Origin of the sequence: Aetokthonos hydrillicola CCALA 1050, from assembly GCF_017591665.1 — a bacterium.
Taxonomy (GTDB): domain Bacteria; phylum Cyanobacteriota; class Cyanobacteriia; order Cyanobacteriales; family Nostocaceae; genus Aetokthonos; species Aetokthonos hydrillicola.
The window spans coordinates 1-24045 of sequence record NZ_JAAKGC010000019.1; the positions used below are offsets into that span (position 1 = coordinate 1).

The following is a 24045-nucleotide window of genomic DNA, read 5'->3' on the forward strand; positions in this document are numbered from 1 at the left end:
TAAAGTAGATTCTATAACTGAGGTTCCACAAGACCGATGGAATATAGATGAGTATTATGATTCTAACCCAGATGCTCCTGGTAAAGTTTACACACGCTCTGGTGGATTTTTACGTCATATAGATGAATTTGACCCACAGTTTTTTGGTATTTCTCCCAAAGAAACTCTTAGCCTTGATCCGCAACACCGATTGCTGTTAGAAGTGAGCTGGGAAGCATTAGAACATGCTGGAATTGCACCGCCAAATCTAGAAAATAGCCAGACAGGAATCTTTTTTGGTGTGACACAAACCGAATATAGTAGATTGCAAGCGGCGAGCCCTGAACATCATAACCAGCTAAGTATTTATGATGGTACAGGGAACGGTTTGTCTTTTGCATCAGGACGTCTTGCCTTTATTCTGGGATCGCAAGGTCCTAATATGGCGATTGATACTGCTTGTTCTTCTTCTTTAGTAGCTGTACACTTAGCTTGTCAGAGCTTACGAAATAAAGAGTCTAATTTGGTGATAGCTGGGGGTGTTAACCTCAATCTCTTTCCAGAGGGAACAATACTTTTGTCCAGAGCTAAAGCCCTTTCCCTAGATGGTCGCTGCAAGACCTTTGATGCTAGTGCAGATGGGTTTAGTCGCAGCGAGGGTTGTGGTGTCGTTATCCTCAAGCGACTGTCGGATGCGATCGCAGATGGAGACCGAATTTGGGCGATGATTCGAGGCTCAGCAGTTAATCATGATGGAGCGAGTAGTGGTTTAACTGTTCCTAATCAAATGGCTCAGGAGAATTTAATTCGTCAAGCCCTGAGCAATGCTAAGGTAGACCCAACTGAAATCAATTACATAGAAGCTCATGGGACTGGGACATCACTGGGAGATCCTATTGAAGTGGCAGCTTTGGCATCCGTATTATGTGCCAATCGTAGCCGTTCTAACCCCTTAGTCATCGGTTCTGTAAAAACTAACCTTGGTCACCTAGAGGCAGCAGCGGGAGTAGCTGGTCTAATTAAAGTAGTGTTATCGCTGGATTGCGAGGAAATACCACCTCATTTGCATTTTTCTACCCCAAATCCTCGCATTCCTTGGAATGAATTCCCTTTAGTGGTTCCAACTTCACACATGCCTTGGTCTGGTCAACAGAAACCCAGAATTGCAGGGGTTAGTGCTTTTGGCATGAGTGGGACCAATGCCCATGTTGTTTTAGAACAAGCCCCCATTCCAGCGAAAAGAGAGAATTCCAGCGAACGTCCACTTCATCTATTAACCCTGTCGGCAAAAACTCCAAAAGCTCTAGACGATTTAGTCAGTCGTTACCGCAATCATCTGGAAAATCAGAATCATGCGGCATTGGAACTAGCAGACATTTGTTATACAGCAAATACCGGGCGAGCGCACTTTAACCATCGCCTAGCGGTGATCGCCTCCAACCAACAGGAATTAGCCGAAAAACTACTAAACTACGCCACCGGGCAGGAAGTAGGTGGAATCTTCTCAAAAGAACTGCCAAGTAGCACCAGTGCACCCAAAGTGGCATTCCTCTTCACTGGACAAGGTAGCCAATATCTGAATATGGGGCGGCAACTGTATCAAACACAGCCAGTTTTCCGCCAAGCCCTCGACCAATGTGACCAAATCCTCCGAACAGAGTTAGAACATCCTCTACTAGAAGTTCTTTATCCTCACACTATCGATGAATCCAAACTCGACCAAACAGCGTATACCCAACCTGCGCTATTTGCCGTTGAATATGCCCTCACTAAGTTATGGGAATCTTGGGGCATTAAGCCGGATGTCGTTATGGGTCATAGTGTCGGAGAATATATAGCAGCGTGTGTGGCAGGAATTTTTAGCTTAGAGGATGGTCTGAAACTGATAGCGACGCGGGGACGGTTGATGCAACAGTTGCCCTCAGGGGGAGAAATGGTTTCAGTGATGGCATCAGAGTCTCAAGTACGTACATTCATTACCCCCATTGCCAAGCAAGTTGCTATCGCCGCGCTCAATGGACCCGAAAGTGTCGTAATTTCTGGGAAAACAGAAGCCATTAAAAGCATCATCGACAGCTTAGAATCAGAAGGAATCAAAACCAAACGGCTACAAGTATCTCATGCCTTTCATTCACCCTTGATGGAACCGATGTTGGCTGAATTTGAAGCAGTAGCCAAGCAACTGACCTACAATCTACCACGAATACCACTGATATCGAATGTTACAGGTGTCAGAGCCGACGATAGTATCGCGACAGCTAACTATTGGGTAAATCATGTCTGCCAACCAGTCAGGTTTGCCCAAAGCATGGCAGCTTTGCACGAACAAAACTATCAAGTTTTCTTAGAAATTGGACCTAAACCAATTTTGTTAGGCATGGGGCGTTCTTGTATCCCAGAAGAAGTGGGAGTATGGTTGCCATCATTACGTTCAGGTGTGGATGAATGGCAACAGATGCTTTCTAGTTTAGGACAATTGTATGTGCAGGGAGTGAAAGTAAATTGGTCTGAGTTTGACCAAAATTATACTCGTCAGAAGGTAGCATTGCCCACCTATCCCTTTCAGAGAGAAAGTTATTGGATAGATACTGCCAAAAGCAAATATGAGAGAACCGTTAATGAAAGTTCAAGTTTAGTTGTCAAATTACTTAATCAAGGTGATACAGAGGGGTTAATTCAAGAACTGAAACTATCGGAACGATTAACGGAAGACGAACAAAAATTGTTGCCCAAGTTGCTAAGGATTTTAACTAATCGTCATCAAAATTCTTCTCAATTTAAAGGCAATGTAGTTCATGATTACTATAATTCCTTTACAGAAGTTAGTAAAGGAAAGTTAATCCAAGAAGAACAGACACAAGGTACATCACTACAATTTATAACCTTTGGTATATTACCAGAAATTATTCCTGGTTTTTCCTGGGTAAAAGTGTTTACAAAGCCCCATCAAAACCCAGCATATCAAATAGCTTTGCAAGAGTCACAGAAAGAGCTAAGAAATCTGTGTTTTGCACAAGTAGATTTCTCGTCGTGTAAGAAAGTATTAGATTTTGGTTGTGGATATGGATCAGATTTAATCACATTAGGCAAAACTTACCCACATCTGCAACTGAATGGTTATACAATTTCTAGTGAACAAGCTAAATTTGCTACAAACCAAGTTAAGGCATATCAACTACAAGAGCAGATACAAATTTTTAACCGAGATAGTTCCAAAGAGGAATTTCCTGATAACTATAACCTAATATTTGGATTTGAAGTAGCTCATCATATTAAAAATAAATCCCTGTTATTTTCTAATATAAGTAGGCACCTTCAGGAAGAAGGATTATTAGTCATGGCAGATTTTATTGCTAATGGAGACTTTGATATCGATCATGAAGAAACATCGTCTTACTTTATTACCAAACAGCATTGGGTAGAACTGCTATCAACAAATAATCTGCAATTCATCAAAGCCATAGATATCAGTCAGGAAATAGCTAACTATTTGTACGATCCTGAATTTGAAGAAAATCTAAATGAATTAAATGAAAAAAGTGATGACGAAAACATTAAAGCTGCCTTTCGCTCCTACAATCAGTTAGGAAAGCTACTCAGAAAAGGATTAGCAAGCTATGTATTATTAACGGCTAAGAAACAGGAAAAAATTCCCAAAGAGCAAAATTATCAATTGAACCAAGAAATTCTAAATCAATTGTTAACTTACTCACAAGTGGCGGTGAAACAATGGGTTTACGAATTGAAATGGAAACTCGCAAAATCTCAACAAGAAAAATCAATTTCAACTAAGGAACCAGGTACCTGGCTAATATTTGCTGCTGACGAAGAAACGCAAGAGTTACAAACAGTTTTAGAAAGACAAAATAAGAATTGTGTCATCATAACTCCAGGCTCAAACTATAAACACTTAGACAAGCAACATTATCAACTAAACCCCACCAATGCCCAAGAGTTTAAACAACTAATAAAAGAATTGTTGACTACTCAAAATCAATTAGAAGGAGTAGTCCATTTATGGAATATTAATACCTCAACAGAAGAGTTGGAAACTTCTCAAGAACTTGGGTGTGCAAGCGTACTACATTTAGTGCAAGCAATGGGATCAGAACCGAAATCAATCGTACCTCTATGGTTAGTGACCCAAGAAACACAAAATGTAGCAGAAAATCAACAGCGAGTGAAAGTACAGCAAGCACCTGTATGGGGGTTGGGTCGGGTAATAGCATTAGAACACCCAGAGCTAAAATGTAGGCGAGTTGATTTGGACCAAATTCAAAGCTCAGAAACATTAGAAGCATTAGGCAAGGAAATATTAAATCCGGATGATGAAGACCAAATAGCAATCCGTGGAAAAGAGCGTTATGTAGCTAGATTAGTCAGGCGCTCGCAGGACCAAAACTCAGAGCAACAGCAACAAATAACACTAAAAACCAAAGGAACTTACTTAGTAACTGGTGGTCTGGGAGCTTTGGGATTGGAAGTAGCTAAATGGATGATTAAACAGGGAGCGCGACATATAGTATTAACCGGGCGTCGCCCCCCCTCACAAAAGGTACAGGAAACTATTCACCAGTTGGAACAAACAGGAGCAAAAATATCAGTCCAACTAGGAGATATATCAAAAGAACAAGATCTCGCTAGCATCTTGAAGCTGATAGAGGAATCTGTTGCACCGTTACGAGGTGTGATTCATGCAGCAGGAGTCATAGATGATGGTGTTTTACAGCAGATGAATTGGGAGCGTTTTAGTAAAGTTATGGCTCCAAAATTACAAGGAGCTTGGCATTTGCATAACTTAACTCAGAAACTACCACTAGACTTTTTTGTTTGTTTTTCCTCCGTAACATCCTTACTTGGTTCAACAGGTCAAGGAAACTATGCTGCGGCGAATGCCTTTATGGATGCTTTAGCTTACTATCGTCAGAGTATAGGATTACCAGGATTAAGCATTAACTGGGGACCTTGGGAGCAAGGGGGAATGGCAGCTCGTCTAGAAAGTCAACATAAAAGTCGGCTACGCACAACAGGAATGAGTTTTATAACTCAAGAGAAAGGATTACAGATATTAGGAGAGCTATTATCACAGCCAGTGAATCAAGTAGGAGTATTTCCGATAAATTGGTCGAAATTTGAGAAAAATTTGCCTGGTGGTGTAAAAATGCCATGCTTAGAAGCATTGGTTTCAAAACAACAAACAGAAACCAAGAGTCAAGAAACCAAAAGTCAAGAAATTTTGGCACAACTGGCAGCAGCGGTAGACATTGAACGCCAGCAAATTATGATTCATTACCTTCAAATAAAAATAGGTAACCTATTAGGATTCTCGCAATCTAAACTTCCTGAGCCAGAGTTAGGATTCTTTAGAATGGGGATGGATTCATTGATGGCTATCGAACTGAGAAATCTGTTGCTTTCTAGTTTTGGTTGTTCTATTAGTACAGCAACATTGTTTGAAACTTCTAATATCCAAGACTTGGCAGAATACTTAATTAAGGAAATTTTCCCAGAAGGTCAAGACCAAGGAATTGATATTAAAAACAGTCAAAATCTGCAAGACATACCTCCTCTTAATAGAGAAATGCAAGGAGAAATTGATCATGCGATCGTCACAGAATTACAAGAAATCCAGGCTTTGCTAATGGAGAAGAACTAAAATGACTAGTGATATTTCTCAAACAACCCAACAAAGTTTCTCATCTCCACAAGTGCTTCAAGCTCTCAAGGAAATGCGTAGTAAGCTCGAAGCAGTCAATAAAGCCAAAACTGAACCAATCGCTATTGTTGGCATGGCATGTCGATTTCCTGGTGATGCTAATGACCCATCGACATACTGGAACTTATTACATCATGGAATAGATGCCATTACACAATTGCCTCAAGAGCGTTGGGATGTTGATACTTATTACGATCCAGACCCACAAACTGCTGGAAAAACCTACACTAAAGAGGGTGGATTTATTGATCAAGTTGACCAGTTCGATCCCCTGTTTTTTGGAATTTCTCCTCGGGAAGCGATTGGTTTAGATCCTCAGTACAGACTACTTTTGGAAGTGACATGGGAAGCACTGGAAAATGCTGGACAAACATGGGCTAACCTGAAGAATAGCAAGACAAGTGTTTTCATGGGGATCTCCACAGATGACTATTCTGCCCTGAGTCTAATGCACCAAAATCAAAGTGCTACAGGTATTCCCTCTGCTGTTCGTAATAATAGAAGTGTTGGTGTAGGTCGTATTTCCCATCTATTGGGTTTGCAAGGGCCTAATATACAGGTAGACACAGCTTGTTCAAGTTCTCTAGTTGCTATCCATCTGGCTTCTCAGAGCTTGCGTTCAGGAGAATCCAACCTAGCATTAGTAGGTGGAGTGAATCTGATATTATCGCCCACCAGCACTATTGGTCGCTGCCAATTGAAAGCACTATCCCCAGATGGTCGTTGCAAGACTTTCGATGCCTCTGCCAATGGTTATGGTCAGGGAGAAGGATGTGGTGTTGTAGTTTTGAAGCGTTTGTCCGACGCTGTTGCTGATGGTGATTTAATTTCAGCAGTTATTCGAGGGTCTGCTGTTAACCACGATGGACCAAGTAGTGGTGTAACGGTTCCCAATAGAATGGCTCAGAAACAGGTTATTCAAGAAGCTCTGACAAATGCCAAGTTAGAACCCCATCAAATAAGCTATGTCGAGGCTCACGGTACAGGAACTTCTTTAGGAGATCCCATAGAGATAGAAGCTATAGCAGCAGTATACGGCAAAAATCGTTCAGTCGATCAGCCCTTAATTGTTGGCTCAGTGAAGACTAATATTGGGCATTTAGAGGCAGCAGCAGGTGTATCATCTTTGATTAAGGTGGTTTTAGCACTTCAACATCAGGAAATCCCACCTCATTTACACTTAAAGCAACCTAACCCCCATGTAGATTGGGATAAATTACCGATAAAAATTCCTACCTCATTAATGCCTTGGTCTTGTCCAGGGCAAGCAAGAATAGCAGGGATTAGTTCTTTTGGCATGGGAGGTACTAATGCCCATATAGTTGTGGAAGAAGTTGCTGAGCAAGTCAAAAGTCAAAAATCACAACGCAAAAGTGAAGATAATTTAGAACGTCCACTCCATATATTAGCCATATCGGCAAAAACAGAAAAAGCTCTTTGTGAGTTAGTCAGTAGTTATCATAATCATTTAGAAACTCATCCAGAATTAGCAATTGGAGATGTATGTTATACAGCTAACACAGGACGTTGCCACTTCAACCATCGCCTAGCCGTTATCGCTTCTGAACAACAGGAACTCACAGAAAAACTTCTGCAACACAAAGCCGGATCACAAGTAGCAGGAAAATTTTCACAACAACTACCAAGTAGTAGCAGTTCACCCAAAGTAGCTTTCCTATTCACAGGCCAAGGTTCCCAATATGTGGATATGGGAAGACAACTGTATGAAACTCAGCCGACTTTCCGCCAAGCCCTAGACCAATGTGACCAAATCCTCCGTTCAGAGTTAAAACATCCTCTACTAAAAATTCTTTATCCTCAAACTATAGATGAATCCAACTCACTAGACCAAACCGCTTATACTCAACCAGCGCTATTTGCCGTTGAATATGCCCTAGCGAAGTTATGGGAATCATGGGGAATTAAACCAAATGGGCTGATGGGTCATAGTGTTGGGGAATATGTAGCAGCTTGTGTGGCAGGAGTATTTAGTTTAGAAGATGGATTAAAACTGATAGCCCATCGGGGACGGTTAATGCAACAGTTACCGAAAGTTGGTAAGATGTTAGCCGTGATGGGATCCCAAGAGAAAGTAAATCAACTCATTGCCCCGTACAAAGAAAAAGTGGCAATAGCAGCCATCAACGGACCTACTAGCATTGTCATTTCTGGTGAAGCAGAAGCCATTGGAACACTGAGGGAGAGCTTAGAAGCAGAAGGAATCAAGACCAAACAGCTACAAGTATCCCACGCCTTCCATTCACCCTTAATGGAACCAATGTTAGCGGAATTTGAAGCAGTAGCCAATCAAATAACCTACCATCAACCTCGGATTCCACTGATATCAAATATCACAGGAGAGAGAGCAGACAAGAGCATTGCAACAGCGAACTATTGGGTAAATCATGTCTGCCAACCAGTGAAGTTCGTTCAAAGCATGGAGACATTGTACCAAGAAGGTTATGAAATCTTCCTAGAAATTGGATCCAAACCAATATTGTTAGGGATGGGAAGACAGTGTTTGCCAGAAGGAGTTAGGGTTTGGTTGCCTTCTTTGCGTCCAGGGCAAGAAGACTGGCAACAAATGCTACAGAGCTTGGGAGAATTATATGTACAGGGAGTGAAAGTAGATTGGTTAGGGTTTGAGAAAGATTATTCTCACAGTAAAGTAGTGTTGCCTACCTATCCCTTTCAACGGCAGCGGTATTGGGAGACAGATAATAATCTGACAAATAAAACACAATTTTTGTCAAACCATGAGAATGTTCACCCTCTACTTGGTCGGAGATTGCATTTAGCAGGCTTAGATCAGCAAATTCGTTTTGAGTGCCTACTCAGTGCAGCCCATCCAACTTACCTGAAACACCATTGTGTGTTTTCTAAACCTGTTTTTCCAGGGGCGGGTTATCTGGAAATAGCTTTAGCAGCAGGTGCAACTATATTCAACTCAGAAAATTTAATTTTAGAAGATATTGTTATTCAACAAGCACTAATTTTATCAGAAGAAGAAATCAAAACTATTCAGGTCGTATTAACCCCACAAGAAGCGCAAACCTATAGCTTCGAAATTTTCAGTCTGAAGGTAGATTCTCAGAACTCAAAATCGACTTGGACTTTACATGCTGAAGGAAAATTGCTGGCAGGGGATCAGGATGGGGAACTAGAAAAAACAGACTTAAGAACCATTCAAGCCCAGTATAATCAACAGATATCACCTCAAGACTTCTACCAAGAGTATAGTGATAGAGGCATTGATTACGGTTCAAGTTTCCAAGCTGTTGAGCAACTGTGGCGCAGTCCAGGAAAAGCACTAGGGAAAATTCAGTTACCAGAAACCTTAGTCTTAGAAGCAACAAAATATCAACTGCACCCCGTGCTTTTAGATGCTAGCTTCCATGTGTTAGCTGCTGCCTTTGATCAAGATGAAAATCAGAACACTTACTTACCAGTCAACATCAAACGGCTGCAAGTTTATCGTCCTGCGAGCCATCATCTGTGGAGCCAAGTAGAGATAGGTGCAATCAAAGCCAATGAAAGAACTTTGACAGGTGATGTGCGGATATTGGATGAACAGGGAATAGCCGTAGCTGAAGTAGAAGGTTTAACCGTATTACGTACTTCTCGCCAAGCTTTACTCAATACTCTAACACCAGATACCAGTCATTGGTTATATCAAATCCATTGGCAACCGCAATCAACTTCACCTGAAAACCAATCGATAGACTTAACAAAACCAGGAAGCTGGCTACTGTTTTCCCCAGCCACAGGTATAGGCAAACATCTGGCAGAATCCTTAGAACAGCAGGGTCAGAATTGTATCTTAGTGACACTAGGTGAAAATTATCAGCAGTTAGACTCCCAACATTATCAAATCAATCCGATTCATGCTAGTGACTTCCCGCGTTTATTGCAAGACAGCTTAGAGCAACAACCCCCACTACGAGGAATTGTCCACCTGTGGAGTTTACAAGAAACACAGGATTTGCAAAAATCCCAAGAATTGGGTTGTGGCAGCGTGCTTCATTTAGTACAAGCTATAGTAAAAAATCAAGCTCTAAAAAGTCCCCCGCCATTGTGGCTAGTGACGCAAGGAGCTCAATCAGTAGGTAACAAGTCCCTTCCGCTACAATACCAACAAAGCCCTCTGTGGGGACTGGGTCGAACAATTGCCCTGGAAAATGGAGAATTACAATGCCGATGTTTAGACCTAGATCCTACTATAGAAGATGTCCAAGCAGTACCAGCTTTGTTGCAGGAATTATTATCCCCAGGTGATGAAAACCAAATCGCTTACCGTCAACAGGTACGTCATGTTGCAAGGTTAACACGGCAACAAAAAGCGCTAACATTGATACAGGGCAGATTAGAAATTCCTTCACAACAACCATTCCAACTAAAGTTATCAGAGTATGGGTTGTTAGACAACTTGAGCTTACAACCAATGGAACGTCGCTCCCCAGGTTCACAGGAAGTGGAAATAAGAGTGAAAACTGTGGGACTGAATTTCCGCGATGTACTGAATGCTTTAGGGCTGCTGAAAGATTACTATGCCGAACATCTCGGCATTACCAGTGCAGAACAACTGACCTTTGGGTTTGAATGTGTAGGCACAATTGTGGCAGTTGGAGAAGGAGTTTCCCATTTGCAAGTGGGGGATGAAGTGATGGCAAACCTTCTGCCTGGTGCTTTGAGTAGCTTTATCACCACCAAAGCAGATCTGGTCGTGCCTCAACCCAAACAAATGAACTCATTTGAAGCAGCAACCATTCCCTTAGTCTTCTCCACTGCTTATCATGGGTTACATAACCTAGCCAAAATTAAGCCAGGAGACCGAGTCTTAATTCATGCTGCAGCAGGAGGAGTGGGGCAAGCAGCAGTGCAGATAGCACAACTTGCAGGAGCAGAAATATTTGCCACAGCAAGCCCCCCTAAATGGGATTTTCTCAAATCTATGGGCGTGGAACATGTGATGAACTCCCGGACTTTAGATTTTGCCGCAGAAATCATGAATCTCACCCAGGGACGGGGAGTGGATGTGGTGCTCAATAGTCTGAATGGGGAATTTATTCCCAAGAGCTTTGAGGTTTTAGCAACCAACGGACGGTTCGTTGAAATTGGCAAAATCGGGATTTGGGATGAAAATCAGGTCAAACAGACTAGACCAGATGCTCAGTATTTTCCCTTCGACTTAGGGGAAGTGGCCCAGGAAAATCCGGGTTTAATAAGCCAAATCATGGACTGTTTGGGACAGCAATTTGAACAAGGTGTTCTCAAGCCTTTACCGCATAAAGTCTTTAACATCGAACAGGTTGTGGAAGCTTTCCGCTACATGCAGCAAGGCAAACACCTTGGCAAGGTGATAGTATCGATGGAACAAGCTGATGAAAAACCAGCTTCTATCCAACCCGACGCCAGTTACTTAATTACTGGGGGTTTGGGAGTACTGGGGTTACATACAGCGAAGTGGATGGCACAACAAGGAGCCAAACATTTAGTCCTGACTGGACGTAAGCCGCCATCAGATTTATCTCAACAAAGCATTGAAGAATTGCAAAAGGCAGGAGTACAGGTTTTAGTTCTGTGTGGGGATATTTCCCAAGAAGAAGATGTGACTAAAATTCTGGAGTCTATTGAAACATCTTTACCACCGCTACGAGGTATAGTTCATGCAGCGGGGGTATTGGATGATGGTTTAATGCAGCAGATGAGTTGGGAGCGATTTACACAAGTGATGGCACCGAAAGTACAAGGGGCTTGGTACCTGCATACCTTGACTGAGCATCTACCGTTGGACTTTTTCATCTGTTTCTCTTCCATCGCTTCGGTGCTAGGGTCACCAGGGCAAGGGAATTATTCAGCAGCTAATGCTTTCATGGACGCCTTGGTTCACTATCGACGGGGAATAGGTTTACCGGGACTGAGTATTAACTGGGGACCGTGGGCCGAAAAAGGAATGGCTGCACGCCTGGGAAGCCAGCATCAGAATCGAATCTTGGCTCAGGGATTCAGTTCCATTTCTGCTGAAGGAGGTTTGCAGATATTGGCTGGCTTGTTGGCACAAGATGCTACTCAGGTGGGAGTCTTGTCGATCAACTGGTCCGATTTCTTGAAACAGTTACCTGTTGGGACTAAGATGCCGTTTTTGGAAGCTTTTACTTCCACGGTGGGGCAGTTAAAGATCAGGAAATCCGATTTTATCCAGCGACTAAATGCGACTCCAGTGGAACAGCGTTGGGACTTGTTAGTGAGTCATGTTCGGGAACAAGCAGCCAAAGTTGTCGGGATAACAATACCTGAGCAGATAGGGTTACGAGAATCGTTACTTGAGTTGGGAATAGATTCTTTGATGGCTGTGGAGCTGAGAAATCATCTCCAATCCAGTTTAGGAGAATCCATCAGTTCTACTGTCCTATTTGACTATCCTACATTGGAGAAGTTGGTGGATTATCTGGTGTCAGATGTCCTTTCTGTGGAGTTTTTTGTTTCATCTGATGTTAACTTAAAAGCCACAGAGCAGGAGGCTGATTCCTCAGAGCAATTAAAAGAGCATTTAAAAGAAATGTCTCAAGATGAAATTGCTAACCTATTTGCCCAAAAACTATCTAGTCTCAAACGGGAAAACATAAAATGAAGCAAGAGCCGAGAAGTATAGACTATAGGTCTTTGCTGGAAGATGGTCTACTTCAAATAGAGAACATGCAATCTAAGTTGGATGCATTAGAGTATGCCCAGACTGAACCAATTGCAATTGTTGGTATGGGCTGCCGATTCCCTGGAGGAGTTGATCATCCAGCAGCATTATGGGGGATCTTGCGCGATGGAGTCGATACAGTCACCGAAGTCCCAAAAAACCGATGGGATGCCGATTCCTACTATGACCCTAACCCAGATACTATTGGCAAAATGTACGCACGTCACGGCAGTTTTGTCAATGAGGTAGAGACGTTTGATGCGAGTTTTTTTAATATTTCACCTCGGGAAGCCATGAGTCTCGACCCCCAACAGCGCTTATTACTGGAAGTCAGTTGGCAGGCTTTAGAAGATTCTCATCAAGTCCCTGAAAATTTATATGAAAGCCCTGCAGGGGTATTTATTGGTATTAGTAATAATGATTACGCTAGAAGACTCTCAGTAGCTAAGGAACTCAATACTTATTTTGGCACTGGCAATGCTCTCAGTACTGCTGCCGGAAGACTTTCATACTTTCTGGGATTAACTGGCCCTTGTTTGGTCGTAGATACCGCCTGTTCTTCCTCCTTAGTTGCTGTTCATCTGGCCTGTCAAAGCTTGCGTAAGAAGGAGTGTAGTCTTGCTTTAGCAGGTGGGGTAAACTTGCTGCTCTCGCCAGAATTGAGCATCGTCTTCTCACAAGCAAGAATGTTATCTCCTGAGGGAAGTTGTAAAACCTTTGATGCGGATGCGGATGGTTATGTGCGGGGGGAAGGTTGTGGTGTCATTGTCCTCAAGCGACTCTCAGATGCGATTAAAAACCAAGACAATATATTAGCATTGATTCGAGGCTCTGCCATTAACCATGATGGTCCTTCTGGTGGGTTGACAGTACCTAATGGACCATCCCAGCAGAAAGTCATTTCTGAGGCTTTAAAAAATGCAGGGGTTGAACCATTCCAAGTCAGTTATATTGAGGCCCACGGTACAGGTACACCTTTGGGAGACCCCATTGAAGTGGGGGCATTAGGGGCAGTTTTTGGTGGGAGTCATTCCCAAGAAGATCCCTTGATGATTGGTTCACTCAAGACCAACATGGGTCATTTAGAAGCGGCTGCGGGTATAGCAGGTCTCATTAAGGTCGTCCTACAATTGCAACACCAGGAAGTTGTTCCCCATTTGCATCTGAAGACGCCTAATCCTCACATCAACTGGGATAAACTGCCAGTTAGTGTACCAAATAAACTGACTCCTTGGTCAGTTGATTCCCAAAAACGAATTGCGGGGGTTAGCTCTTTTGGTTTTAGTGGTACTAATGCCCATGTCGTTTTAGAACAAGCCCCCATTCCAGCGAAAAGAGAGAATTCCAGCAGCGAACGTTCACTTCATCTATTAACTCTATCAGCAAAAACGCCAAAAGCTATGGAAGAGTTAGTCAGTCGTTACCGCAATCATCTGGAAAATAAGAATAATGCGGAATTAGAACTAGCAGATATTTGTTATACAGCAAATACCGGACGATCCCACTTTAAGCATCGACTAGCTGCGATCGCTACTAGCAAACAAGAATTAGCCGAAAAACTCCATCATTTACAAACACAGGAGGTAACTGGACTCTTTTCTGGGCAATTACCTAGCAATGCAAGTTCGCCGAAAGTAGCCTTCTTATTCACCGATCTAGGTTCTCAGTATGTACAAATGGGGAAACAACTGTATCAAAAATCCCCATTATTCCGCAAAACTATTGATCAATGTGATAAAATACTCCAATATGAGTTAGAACATCCCCTGCTTTCGGTTCTATATCCTGAAACAACAGATAAACAAATTTCATCTCTACTAGACCAACCCGCATACAGCCAACCAGCCCTATTTGCTATAGAATATGCTTTGGCTAAGTTGTGGCAATCTTGGGGGATAAAACCAAATGTAATCATCGGTAACAGCGTAGGGGAATATGTGGCAGCCTGTGTAGCAAAAGTATTTAGCCTCGAAGACGGTCTCAAATTAATTGCAACTCGGGGACGGTTAATGCAGAAATCGCCTGATGGTAACGAGGTGAAGTTTGAAGCAGTAGCCAATCAAATAACCTACAGTCAGCCTCAGATACCACTTATTTCTCATGTCACTGGTAAACGGGTAGGTGATGAAATCACTTCATCTCAATATTGGGTGAATCACATCCAGCAACCTGTGCACTTTGCTGAAAGCATACAAGCTCTACAGCAACAGGGGTGTCAATTGTTCTTAGAAATCGCTCCCAAGCCTATACTGTTGGAAATAAGTCGCCAATATTTGCCAGAGAATGTTGGAGTATGGTTACCTTCCCTGCATCCGCCTGAAGAAGATTGGCAACAGATGCTCTCAAGTTTAGGGCAGTTGTATGTGAAAGGGGTGAAGGTGGATTGGTCAGAGTTTGACAAAGATTATATCCGTAGCAAAGTAGTCTTGCCAACCTATCCATTTCAGCGACAACGCTATTGGGTTGAAACTTCTAAAAATGGACATCAAAAAGATATTCAAGAGAATGGTCTTAATCCAATTGCTAAAATACTGAATCAAATTGATCAACAGAAGTTAGTAGAAGAGTTGAATTTTTCTGAACGTCTGACAGAGCAAGAGCAAAAATTGCTACCTAAACTCTTAAAGATTTTAACGACTCGGATTCAAGACTATGGTCAGTTTTCAGAAAAAGATTCAGGCCTTTTACAACAACTTGAGAAAACAGCACAGAGAGATCGCCTACAGCTAACAATACATTACCTGCAAGGTGTGGTTGGTCAATTGTTAGGATTAGATGACTCCCAAACCCCAGATTCACAGTTAGGATTCTTTGACATGGGCATGGACTATTCCATGATGCTTAAACTCAGAAATCTATTAGAGACAAGTTTTGAGAGTCCTATTTCAGTCACAACATTGTCTGAGCATTTTAATATTCAAGAGCTTGCTAAGTATTTGATTACCAAGGTTTTTTTGGGAGAATTAGAGGAAAAAAATGAGATTGATAACTATCAAACAAATGGTGAACTAAAGCCGCTAGATGAACACGCGATCGAGAATGCCATTAAAGAAGAACTAATTGCCACGGCTCTTCAAGACGAACTTAAAGAAATTCAATTTCTACTTAATGAGGAAATTTAGAAAGTGTTTTGGTTCGTAGTTGCGCTTTAGCGCTAAAGCGCAACTACAAACCGAAGACAATTTCGTCACAAACTTGTGCAGTATACATTTCCGAAAATTAATTATGCGTTCCTTGAAATCCTTGCTAAGGGCGTAGCCTCTGGCTTCTCGCAGAGTACGCCGTTCGCCCCTACATCAATTTCTGGAGATGTCTAATGATCATCTTTTGGTCTTTTTAAACCACGTAGGGGCGGAAGGCATTGCGCCCCTACAAATGGTGCTGTTTATTTACTTCAAAACTCAGTTTATAATTGTGCGAATTATATTTATGTGGAAGCAAATTATGATGATGCGACGCTGTTGTTAGCGGCTTCTTCCATTTGCTTTCGCAGGCTTAGTGGTCTCATGTCAGTCCAGACTTCTTTTATGTATTCAAGACATTCTTGTTTGAGGCCACTTTTGCCGGCATCCCTCCAACCAAGAGCATTTTCACGATCTGCAGGCCATATTGAATATTGTTCTTCGTGATTCACAACAACTTTGTAAATTGTGTTGTCTTCTGTGTCATTTGTATACATTGTCGTCTCGTTTTAGTTTATGACTTTGATTGTATGACAAAACTCCAAGGGAGAGTATCCTACACTACAAGAATAGCTTATACCTCTATGGGCTCAAGATGCCCTGAACCCGCAAGTGTTTCCAGATCAATATCTGCAATACATTTAACTTTCACGTAATTCAGCGTAAGGTTTTCAACTAAGTGAACCTTACCCGCTTGACGCTCGAAATCAGCCAAGTTGAAATTAGAGGCTTCGGGATCAAGTTTGACGCCTAATTCAGTACCGCCCTTTGTGTCGGTGAATTTTATATGTACATAAGAGCGATCAATACTTTCTTTAAGTGCGGCGACAGTTTTTTCTGGTCTGAGACTAGCTTCAACAGAATGATTTCCTTGGGATAAACGTTGTACTAACTCGTTCATGCGGTTTATGCTGATTTTTTCCTGTTCTTAAATGACTAAGCTTTAGCGTTGTTTTGAAAGCCTGAGGCGTTGACTGTTACAGGCTCATAAACTGGAATTTCAAAACCTAGAGTCTTTGTGCAAAAGTCTTTCCATTCTGGAGTTACGTTATCAAAAATTATATTTTCATCTTTGAAAATACCATCTGTGACCACATAATTTTCTTGCAGATAGAGAATATCATCATCGGTGAGTTGTCTATCAAATTCAACTTCCTTGCCATCTACCTGTTTCTTCTCTTTTCTGACATTTTCAATTCGCTCAGTCCACTGACTGAACTGACGTAAATTTTTCAGCAAGTAAGCTTTGCAATATTTCCCCATTGTTGCCATAATGATACCTCTTATCGTTTAATTTTCGCTTCAATTGCACTGAAGATACCTTTTGGTTGGCTCACCTCTGTGACGTGAAAACCTGCCATTGACAATAATAAACCAACCAAACTATTTTATGCATGGTTTTAGCTTCATCTCCTTAGTTATTTATATCTCTTAGTGGTTATTTATTCATAGAATCTGTTAAAGCGCGAGCGCCTCTATGGAAGTGTCTTAGAGCGATCGCTTGTTACAAATAGACGTTGTATGTCCAATTTTCCTGATGTTTAAGTTTCTTGGACTCATATTAGCTTAGTTTTTATTGTGACATAAACCATAACTATTTTCACGACCATATTTCTTAAATGTAGTTAGAGTATCTTGATCCCTGGCGATGGTACAGAGGTTTCTAACCCGCACTACTCAATATTTCAAAATTGAGGAGTTTTATTTTCCCTTTTATGGCTGAGTGAAAACGATTTTGATATGACATCAAGATTTATTCTGATGAAAGACTATCCTTTTTCTACAGTTTAATCAACATTCGATTAATTTTATCATTACTATCCATCACTACCATGTTGCTGCTGATTAGTTAAGTGTTTTTTGGCCTGTTGCCAAAGTTCTTCTAACTCATTCAAACTGTAATCTGAGAGGGGGCGAGTTGCAAATGCCTCCATTTTTTGTAAACGTTGAATAAATCGCTGATTTGTTCCCTGTAAAGCAGCGCTAGGGTCAAGATTATTCCAACGTGCAAGCTGGAGAAGGGAAAACAGGACATCACCTAATTCTTCTTGTTGTCGTTCTGGTGTTTCGTGGGCTAAGGCTTGTTGAAATTCTGTCAACTCCTCATTAAACTTTTCCCACACGCCATCTATATTTTCCCACTCAAACCCCACAGCAGCAGCTTTTTGGGAAATTTTCATTGTCGCCATTAGTGGTGGAAGTTTTCTAGTGTAGCCGATGAGTTTCTGACTAAGTGTTTGATTCTCTGGGGAGGGTTCGCCTTTTTCCTGTGCTTTGATTTGTTCCCAATTTTGCCTTACATCGTCAACGCTTTCGACAGTCACATCCCCAAACACGTGGGGATGACGACGAATAAGCTTTTGTGATATACCTTGCGCTACTTCCTTGAGAGAGAATTCTTGATCTTCGCTAGCGATTTGTGCTTGGAGGACAACTTGTAAAAGTAAGTCGCCTAATTCTTCTGCGATCGCGTGTTTATCTCCATTATTGATCGCGTCTACAACTTCATAAGCTTCTTCAATAACATATGGTGTTAGCGTTTGAGGAGTTTGTGCTAAATCCCAAGGACAACCACCATCAGGTGATCTTAATTTAGCCACCACATCAATTAATTCTTGCAAAGCCGCTAAGGTATCAGTATTCATGAAGATCTCCCCCTACTCCCTACTCTTCTACTTTTTGGTTTAGCTTGACGATTAACACGACTGCTTGCTTTACGTTTCTTCATTTTTGCACGTGGCAGCAATCCTTGAACTCCTTGCTTTTGGAAGCGTTTGTAAGCAGAATTACTCCAGTCACTAAGTGAATGGCTCATAGCGCCAAGTTCCAGCCCCAGGAATAGAAAAAGAAACTCTATGTTATGATGAATGACTGCATGTATAAAATTATTCTTGAATAAGTGTAAACTGCCAGTTGTATTACTCAGTTTTTCCGCAACCACTAAAATAAACATTACCACTACGCTTACTACCATACTTAAATAAAGTACTCGCAGCGTTGTGCCGATAATTGGTCCATGGGATAAAAAAGAGCGATGACGGAGACTTTTTTGATAAGGTAGCCAAATAAAGCGCAAGATACCCCAGCGCTGGTAATGACGAGAGTAAATATCTAAATCGGGACCAAACATCAATCCCCCGAACATAAACCCACCTGCAACCAATAAAGTCAGATTACCACTGTGAGTCTCAAGGAAAGTCACACCAGCGATAAACGGCAAAGCCCATAAAGTTATGCGATCGTGCGTCCGACCAGAGGGCATAATAACGACTTTTAATTTTAAATTAGAGAATTTGCAAAATTTTTCTCCAAAATACTATAGCGTTTTGCAAATCTATGTGCTAGTATTAGTTCACAAGCGCAATCGGGTGGTTAGCTCAGTTGGTAGAGCGCCTGCCTTACAAGCAGGATGTCACTGGTTCGAGTCCAGTACTACCCACTTCGATTATATATATAGTGTGTCTGTTCCCTGTCTACCATCAAACAATATAATTTTGTGCAACGGCTTAAACCCGCATTTCTCCCAATCTTTGCGATACCTAAAACCAAAACCTTTATCCTGTATAGAGTTTGAGTATTTTACACGCAGTGCGGATTATGAAAATACTTTAACGGGGTATTTTATCTCGCATCTGTGTAGTGTAAACATTTTGGGCAAGTCGTTTAGATCATTGTGAGAAATCCGGATTAAAGGGATTGTATTATCCATCCCTTAGAGTTAGGTCAAAATATTTCGCATTTTTTTGATTGATGCTATAATAGGATTCATGAATTTGGTCGTCAGCAGTAAAATAATGGGGGGAAAACCCCTTCGCCAATTATGTTTTGGTATGCGCTCATCAATATTTAAGGAGCAGGAAGGAAAACTCCTGTCTCAATTGTCGGTAAACGAACTGACTTGTCACTACTTAGAAATTCTTGAGACATTAAGGTCATCAATAAATTGTCAATCACTAATAGTGCTAGAAATATTGCCGAAAACAGAGATGGAAAACACTATTTTTGGCCTGCCAATTGCTCAATTGACAGTGGGCGAGGGACAGCCCCGTCATCTTGAAAAGCATCATAGACTCCTACCCCCTCAAATTCGTAAAACATTAATCTGGTACCTAAGTACTGCGCTAATTTATAGCGTAACTGCCATTGACAAAACCAATTTAGTCTTACCGTGTCCAGAAAGGCTTGGCTATTGTCTCGAGTATTAAGCAGTGTTTATTAGCTGCTTAAAATTCTTATATACGCGTAAGAGCAAAGGGTTCTTAGCACCTTTTGGCTTTGTCTGTGATGAGCAGTCTGCTCACCCCTCTGAACAGTTTAGTGGGGAAGGATTGATTACTAGAATCCTCTCGATAGCTATTACCTATAGTTATACTCCTTAACTTTGCAGCGATTCTAGTTTATTCTTTTTTAGAAATTAACTATCAACTATCAACTCAGTCAGTGCTGGAATTCGACTATAAAGATTTGGACGCTGAAACTCGAATAGTTGTTCAACAACATACTAGTGAAATTAAGAGTTTGATGCGTAGTACCATCGAAGGCGTAATTGCAATTGGCCATAAATTGACCAATGTAAAAGCTCATTTAGGTCATGGAAATTTTAGAACTTGGTTGGAGCTTGAGTTTGACTGGAGTGTCAAAACTGCTACCAGGTTTATGCAAGTATCTAAAAATTTTAAAAGTGACAATTTGACACATTTGAATATTGCCGTTTCGGCTCTCTACTTGCTAGCTTCCCCCTCGATTTCTGAAGATGTAAGAAAAGAAGTACTTCAACGTGCAAAACAGGGTGAGAACATTACCTATAGCAAGGCTAAGGCAATTGTTGCTGAGCATAAGAAAGCCGTAAGAGCTAAGGATACTTCATCAGTAAACTGTAATCTCCTGGTAGGAAGTTCTGAGTCAGAGTCAAATAAATCCATCCTTAAATCTCAGGATGAAGATTTTACTCGATTAGAGTTGAATATACAAACGTGTCTAGAGTCATCACAAGACACGCTAAAACTTGTGGAATCTAAAAAACAATATTTAGGATCTACTGAACAGAGAAATGGAGAGCGGCTTAATAACTCTACACCAATAGCACTTAATGTAATCAGTGATGCGAAAGCTTGTGAAGAGATACCTCATACAATGATCCAGTTAGAAATGGGAATTAAAAAACTCACACCAGAGCAAGTAGCTTTAGTGATTACAAACTCTGCAAAAAATGGATTAAGCAATTCTCATCTAAGAGCAATTATTATTGCTGCTCAAAAAGCACTGACTCAGGATATTGAAGTTGAATACACTTACATACAGAGTGATAGTTCAAGCGAATAGAAAATGAATAATCAGGATAACAAGACTTGTGCCCAATAAATATTCATAATCTGAACATATCAGCGTATTCTCTATCAAATACACAATGCACATGACTGTTTTTTTGACAATATACACCCTTGAAAATCACAAATTTTATCTATTAATTTATTATCTGCTCATGATTGAGAAACATCTATTAATTGAATAATAATATTTTTTTAATTTTTTTTTATTTTCTTTAAAAGATATATGGTACGATAACAATAAATAAAGTAAAACTTCCTTAAAGGTTCTTGTCTCGAGAAAAGACTAAGTTAAGGTTTTACATTAATGTATACTTGTCAATTTGTTTCTATAAAACACCAGGCTTGTGTTTTATGAAATGGATATGATTTTTTTTGATAAACCTATTTTTGAGAGATTATCAAAAAAGTATGTAAAATTTTGAAAATTAAGGAGAGAGTTACTTTTACCGATGTAATTTCAACTCCTCACAGCAGTACTTAAACAAAGACATAGCGATATTTTTTCATTGATTTTTCTCCATGATTCTATTCTAGAGAAAATAATTATCAATGGGAAAAAGTAGGTATTAAAAAAACCTAAAGATTCGCTTTAAAACATCCTGTAAAAAGTCAAAGTTTCACTTGAAAGTACAGATTGATCATTCAGGCTAAGTTATGGATATTAAAACAGTAGGCGTTGTGGGAGCTGGTGTTATGGGAATAGGTGTATCACAAACCCTAGCCCAAAACAACCATCAAGTCATTCTTATAGACATTTCTGAAAATGTTTTAGAGCATGCAAAGCAAGAAATAAAGAACAACATAAGGTTTCAAAATTTCTTTACAAGAAATGAAAAAGGATATAAACCTGAGCATTTTCTTGATAAAATCAAATTTTCTACCAACTATCATTCATTGGCAGATGCAGAGTTCGTCATAGAAAACGCTACAGAAAAATGGTTAATCAAAAAAGAGATTTATGAAAAGATAGACGCTATTTGCCCAGAAGATACGATATTTGCGGCTAATACATCTGCTATACCAATTACTCGTATTGCCTCAGTTACACAACGCCCTGCTCAGGTCATAGGAATGCATTTTATGAATCCCGTGCCCCTCAAGCCTGTAGTTGAAACGATTCGGGGTTATCATACCTCTGAAGCAACCATTGAAGTTGCCAAAAAGTTACTAGCTCAGATGGGCAAAGAATGTATTTTAGTTAACGACTCACCTGGGTTTGTATCTAATCGAGTTTTGATGTTGACTATTAATGAAGCTGTCTTTCTTGTTCAAGACCAAGTTGCTACAGCAGAAGAAGTAGATAGAATCTTTAAAACGTGTTTTGGTCATAAGATGGGACCATTAGAAACTGCCGACTTAATCGGTTTGGATACTATTCTCTTATCGATTGAAGTTTTATATGAGAGTTTCAATGACAGTAAATATAGACCATCACCTTTACTAAAAAAAATGGTAGATGCTGGGTTATATGGGCGTAAAAGTGGTCAAGGTTTCTACGCCTACAAAACTTAATTTATATTGCCATAAAAATTTCTTCGTTTTTTTCAACATTTATCAAATTAAAGGCACTTGAACTAAATCATGAAAGATATCAAGTTACAAATCAGAAAATTTCTTTCTCAGTATTTTGGCGATTATAATCTACAAGATGACGAGAATATTTTTTCTCTTGGTTTTGTCAACTCTATGTTTGCTATACAGTTAGTTCTCTTTATCGAAAAAGAGTTTCAATTGACTGTAGACAATGAAGACTTAGAATTTGAAAACTTCAAAAGCATAAATGCTATTTACAATTTATTAGAGAAAAAAAGCGTTATGCACATACAAACTTAACTATTAAGATGAATATTTTGTAATCCTTGTCCGACAAGGATTACAGTTCCCTCCTCCATGAGTAACTAGCAAAGATTTCCGTTGCGACTCTGCAACAGATTAATCGCTGCTATTTGTCAAACATTACCAATGTCACAATGCAGATAGAATTAACTCCTCAGCAAAAAGATAGTAAACTTACATTCCGAAAATTTGTGGACCATGAAATCATTCCTTACGCAGATAAAGCGGACAGAGAAGAACACACTCCACGATTTTTAATTGATAAGTTAGCCCAGCAAGGTTACTTAGGTGCTCTTTTACCTAAAGATAAGTTGGGCATTGGGATGGATATGATCACTTATGGAATTTTAAATGAAGAGATAGGAAGGGGATGTTCTTCACTGCGAAGTTTGTTGACCGTTCATTCTATGGTGTCTCATGCTATTCTTAAATGGGGTAGTAAGTTACAGAAAGAATATTGGATTCCAAAACTAGCATCTGGAAAAACAATAGGTGCTTTTTGCTTAAGTGAACCTAACGTTGGTAGTGATGCTAAGAAAGTAGAAACTACAGCAACAGCCACGGGAGATTTTTATTTACTAAATGGTACAAAAAGATGGATTACGTATGGGCAGATAGCTGATATATTTTTAGTTTTTTCCCAGTGTGAAGATCAATCAACTGCTTTTCTAGTTGAGAGGGATACCCCAGGATTATCAATTAAACCGATGATTGGTATTCTAGGAACTAGAGCTTCAATGTTAGCAGAATTACATTTGGAGAATTGTAAGATACCAAAGAATAATATCGTTGGTAGAAAAGGCTTTGGTTTTTCTCATGTAGCTTCTTTTGCATTAGATTACGGCAGATATAGCGTAGCGTGGGGCAGTGTGGGTATTGCCCAAGCTTGTTTAGAGGCTTGCGTTCAGTACACCAGTCAGAGAAAGCAGTTTGATGCTTACCTCAAAAATCACGCGCTAATAAAGCAAATGATCACACAAATGCTAACTAATGTAAAAGCGGCGAGGCTCCTATGTTATCAAGCTGGTTATTTAAAAGATGTAGGAGATCCTAGATCAGTGATGGAAACTTCAATGGCTAAATATTTTGCCTCTGTTATAGCTAACAAAGCAGCAAATGACGCTGTACAAATTCATGGTGGTAATGGTTGTACTAGTGACTACTCTGTTCAACGATATTTTCGAGATGCGAAGATTATGGAAATTATCGAAGGTAGTACTCAAATGCAAGAAATCACTATTGCTGAGTATGCTTATCAAGAGAATTTAGTTAATTCCAATATATTCGCTGTATCACATTAATAATTATTTT

12 protein-coding genes and 1 tRNA gene are annotated in these 24045 nt (G+C 40.4%); 8 read left to right on the forward strand and 5 right to left on the reverse strand.

Annotated features, from left to right (window positions below; genetic code table 11):
- The 3 genes from G4P69_RS12035 to G4P69_RS12045 all read left to right on the forward strand — a co-directional run.
- The coding region (locus G4P69_RS12035; protein ID WP_208349987.1) for a type I polyketide synthase at positions 1 to 5635 on the forward strand (5635 nt) is incomplete at its 5' end.
- Between the two features lies 1 nt (position 5636).
- Positions 5637 to 12326 (forward strand): type I polyketide synthase, encoded by a 6690-nt coding sequence (locus tag G4P69_RS12040; protein ID WP_208341214.1) that lies wholly within the window; start codon positions 5637 to 5639, stop codon positions 12324 to 12326.
- Complete coding sequence (locus tag G4P69_RS12045) at positions 12323 to 15508, forward strand: type I polyketide synthase (RefSeq protein WP_208341215.1); 3186 nt, start codon at positions 12323 to 12325, stop codon at positions 15506 to 15508. Before G4P69_RS12040 ends, G4P69_RS12045 begins: the two co-directional genes overlap by 4 nt.
- A 320-nt stretch (positions 15509 to 15828) precedes the next feature.
- On the opposite strand, the gene G4P69_RS12050 is transcribed toward G4P69_RS12045, so the two are convergent.
- The 5 genes from G4P69_RS12050 to G4P69_RS12070 all read right to left on the reverse strand — a co-directional run bounded on the left by G4P69_RS12050 (position 15829) and on the right by G4P69_RS12070 (position 18830).
- Positions 15829 to 16065, reverse strand: a complete 237-nt coding sequence (locus G4P69_RS12050) for an MbtH family protein (RefSeq protein WP_208341216.1) — start codon at positions 16063 to 16065, stop codon at positions 15829 to 15831.
- Between the two features lie 77 nt (positions 16066 to 16142).
- Positions 16143 to 16469, reverse strand: a complete 327-nt coding sequence (locus G4P69_RS12055) for an MbtH domain protein (RefSeq protein ID WP_208341217.1) — start codon at positions 16467 to 16469, stop codon at positions 16143 to 16145.
- Between the two features lie 35 nt (positions 16470 to 16504).
- The gene (locus tag G4P69_RS12060) at positions 16505 to 16840 is read right to left on the reverse strand and encodes a hypothetical protein (protein WP_208341218.1); all 336 of its coding nucleotides are present in this window, start codon (positions 16838 to 16840) and stop codon (positions 16505 to 16507) included.
- Between the two features lie 545 nt (positions 16841 to 17385).
- The gene (gene mazG, locus G4P69_RS12065; RefSeq protein ID WP_208341219.1) at positions 17386 to 18213 is read right to left on the reverse strand and encodes a nucleoside triphosphate pyrophosphohydrolase; all 828 of its coding nucleotides are present in this window, start codon (positions 18211 to 18213) and stop codon (positions 17386 to 17388) included.
- On the reverse strand, positions 18210 to 18830 hold the full coding sequence (locus G4P69_RS12070; protein ID WP_208341220.1) for a metal-binding protein: 621 nt from the start codon (positions 18828 to 18830) through the stop codon (positions 18210 to 18212). Before G4P69_RS12070 ends, mazG begins: the two co-directional genes overlap by 4 nt.
- Before the next feature lie 104 nt (positions 18831 to 18934).
- On the opposite strand from G4P69_RS12070, the gene G4P69_RS12075 reads away from it, so the two are divergent.
- The 5 genes from G4P69_RS12075 (at position 18935) to G4P69_RS12095 (ending at position 24035) form a co-directional block, all read left to right on the forward strand.
- Positions 18935 to 19007: transfer RNA gene (locus tag G4P69_RS12075), tRNA-Val, on the forward strand.
- Positions 19008 to 20008: 1001 nt separating this feature from the next.
- Positions 20009 to 20890 carry a DUF3102 domain-containing protein gene (locus G4P69_RS12080; RefSeq protein ID WP_208349991.1) on the forward strand — a complete coding sequence of 294 codons (882 nt, stop codon included), beginning with the start codon at positions 20009 to 20011 and terminating at the stop codon, positions 20888 to 20890.
- Positions 20891 to 21552: 662 nt separating this feature from the next.
- A complete protein-coding gene (locus tag G4P69_RS12085) occupies positions 21553 to 22410 on the forward strand; it encodes a 3-hydroxyacyl-CoA dehydrogenase family protein (protein WP_208341222.1) in 858 nt (285 codons plus the stop codon).
- Positions 22411 to 22479: 69 nt separating this feature from the next.
- The gene (locus G4P69_RS12090; protein ID WP_208341223.1) at positions 22480 to 22731 is read left to right on the forward strand and encodes an acyl carrier protein; all 252 of its coding nucleotides are present in this window, start codon (positions 22480 to 22482) and stop codon (positions 22729 to 22731) included.
- A 137-nt stretch (positions 22732 to 22868) separates the two neighbouring features.
- Entirely contained in the window at positions 22869 to 24035 is a 1167-nt protein-coding gene (locus G4P69_RS12095) for an acyl-CoA dehydrogenase family protein (RefSeq protein ID WP_208341224.1), read from the forward strand.
- Positions 24036 to 24045: the final 10 nt, after the last annotated feature.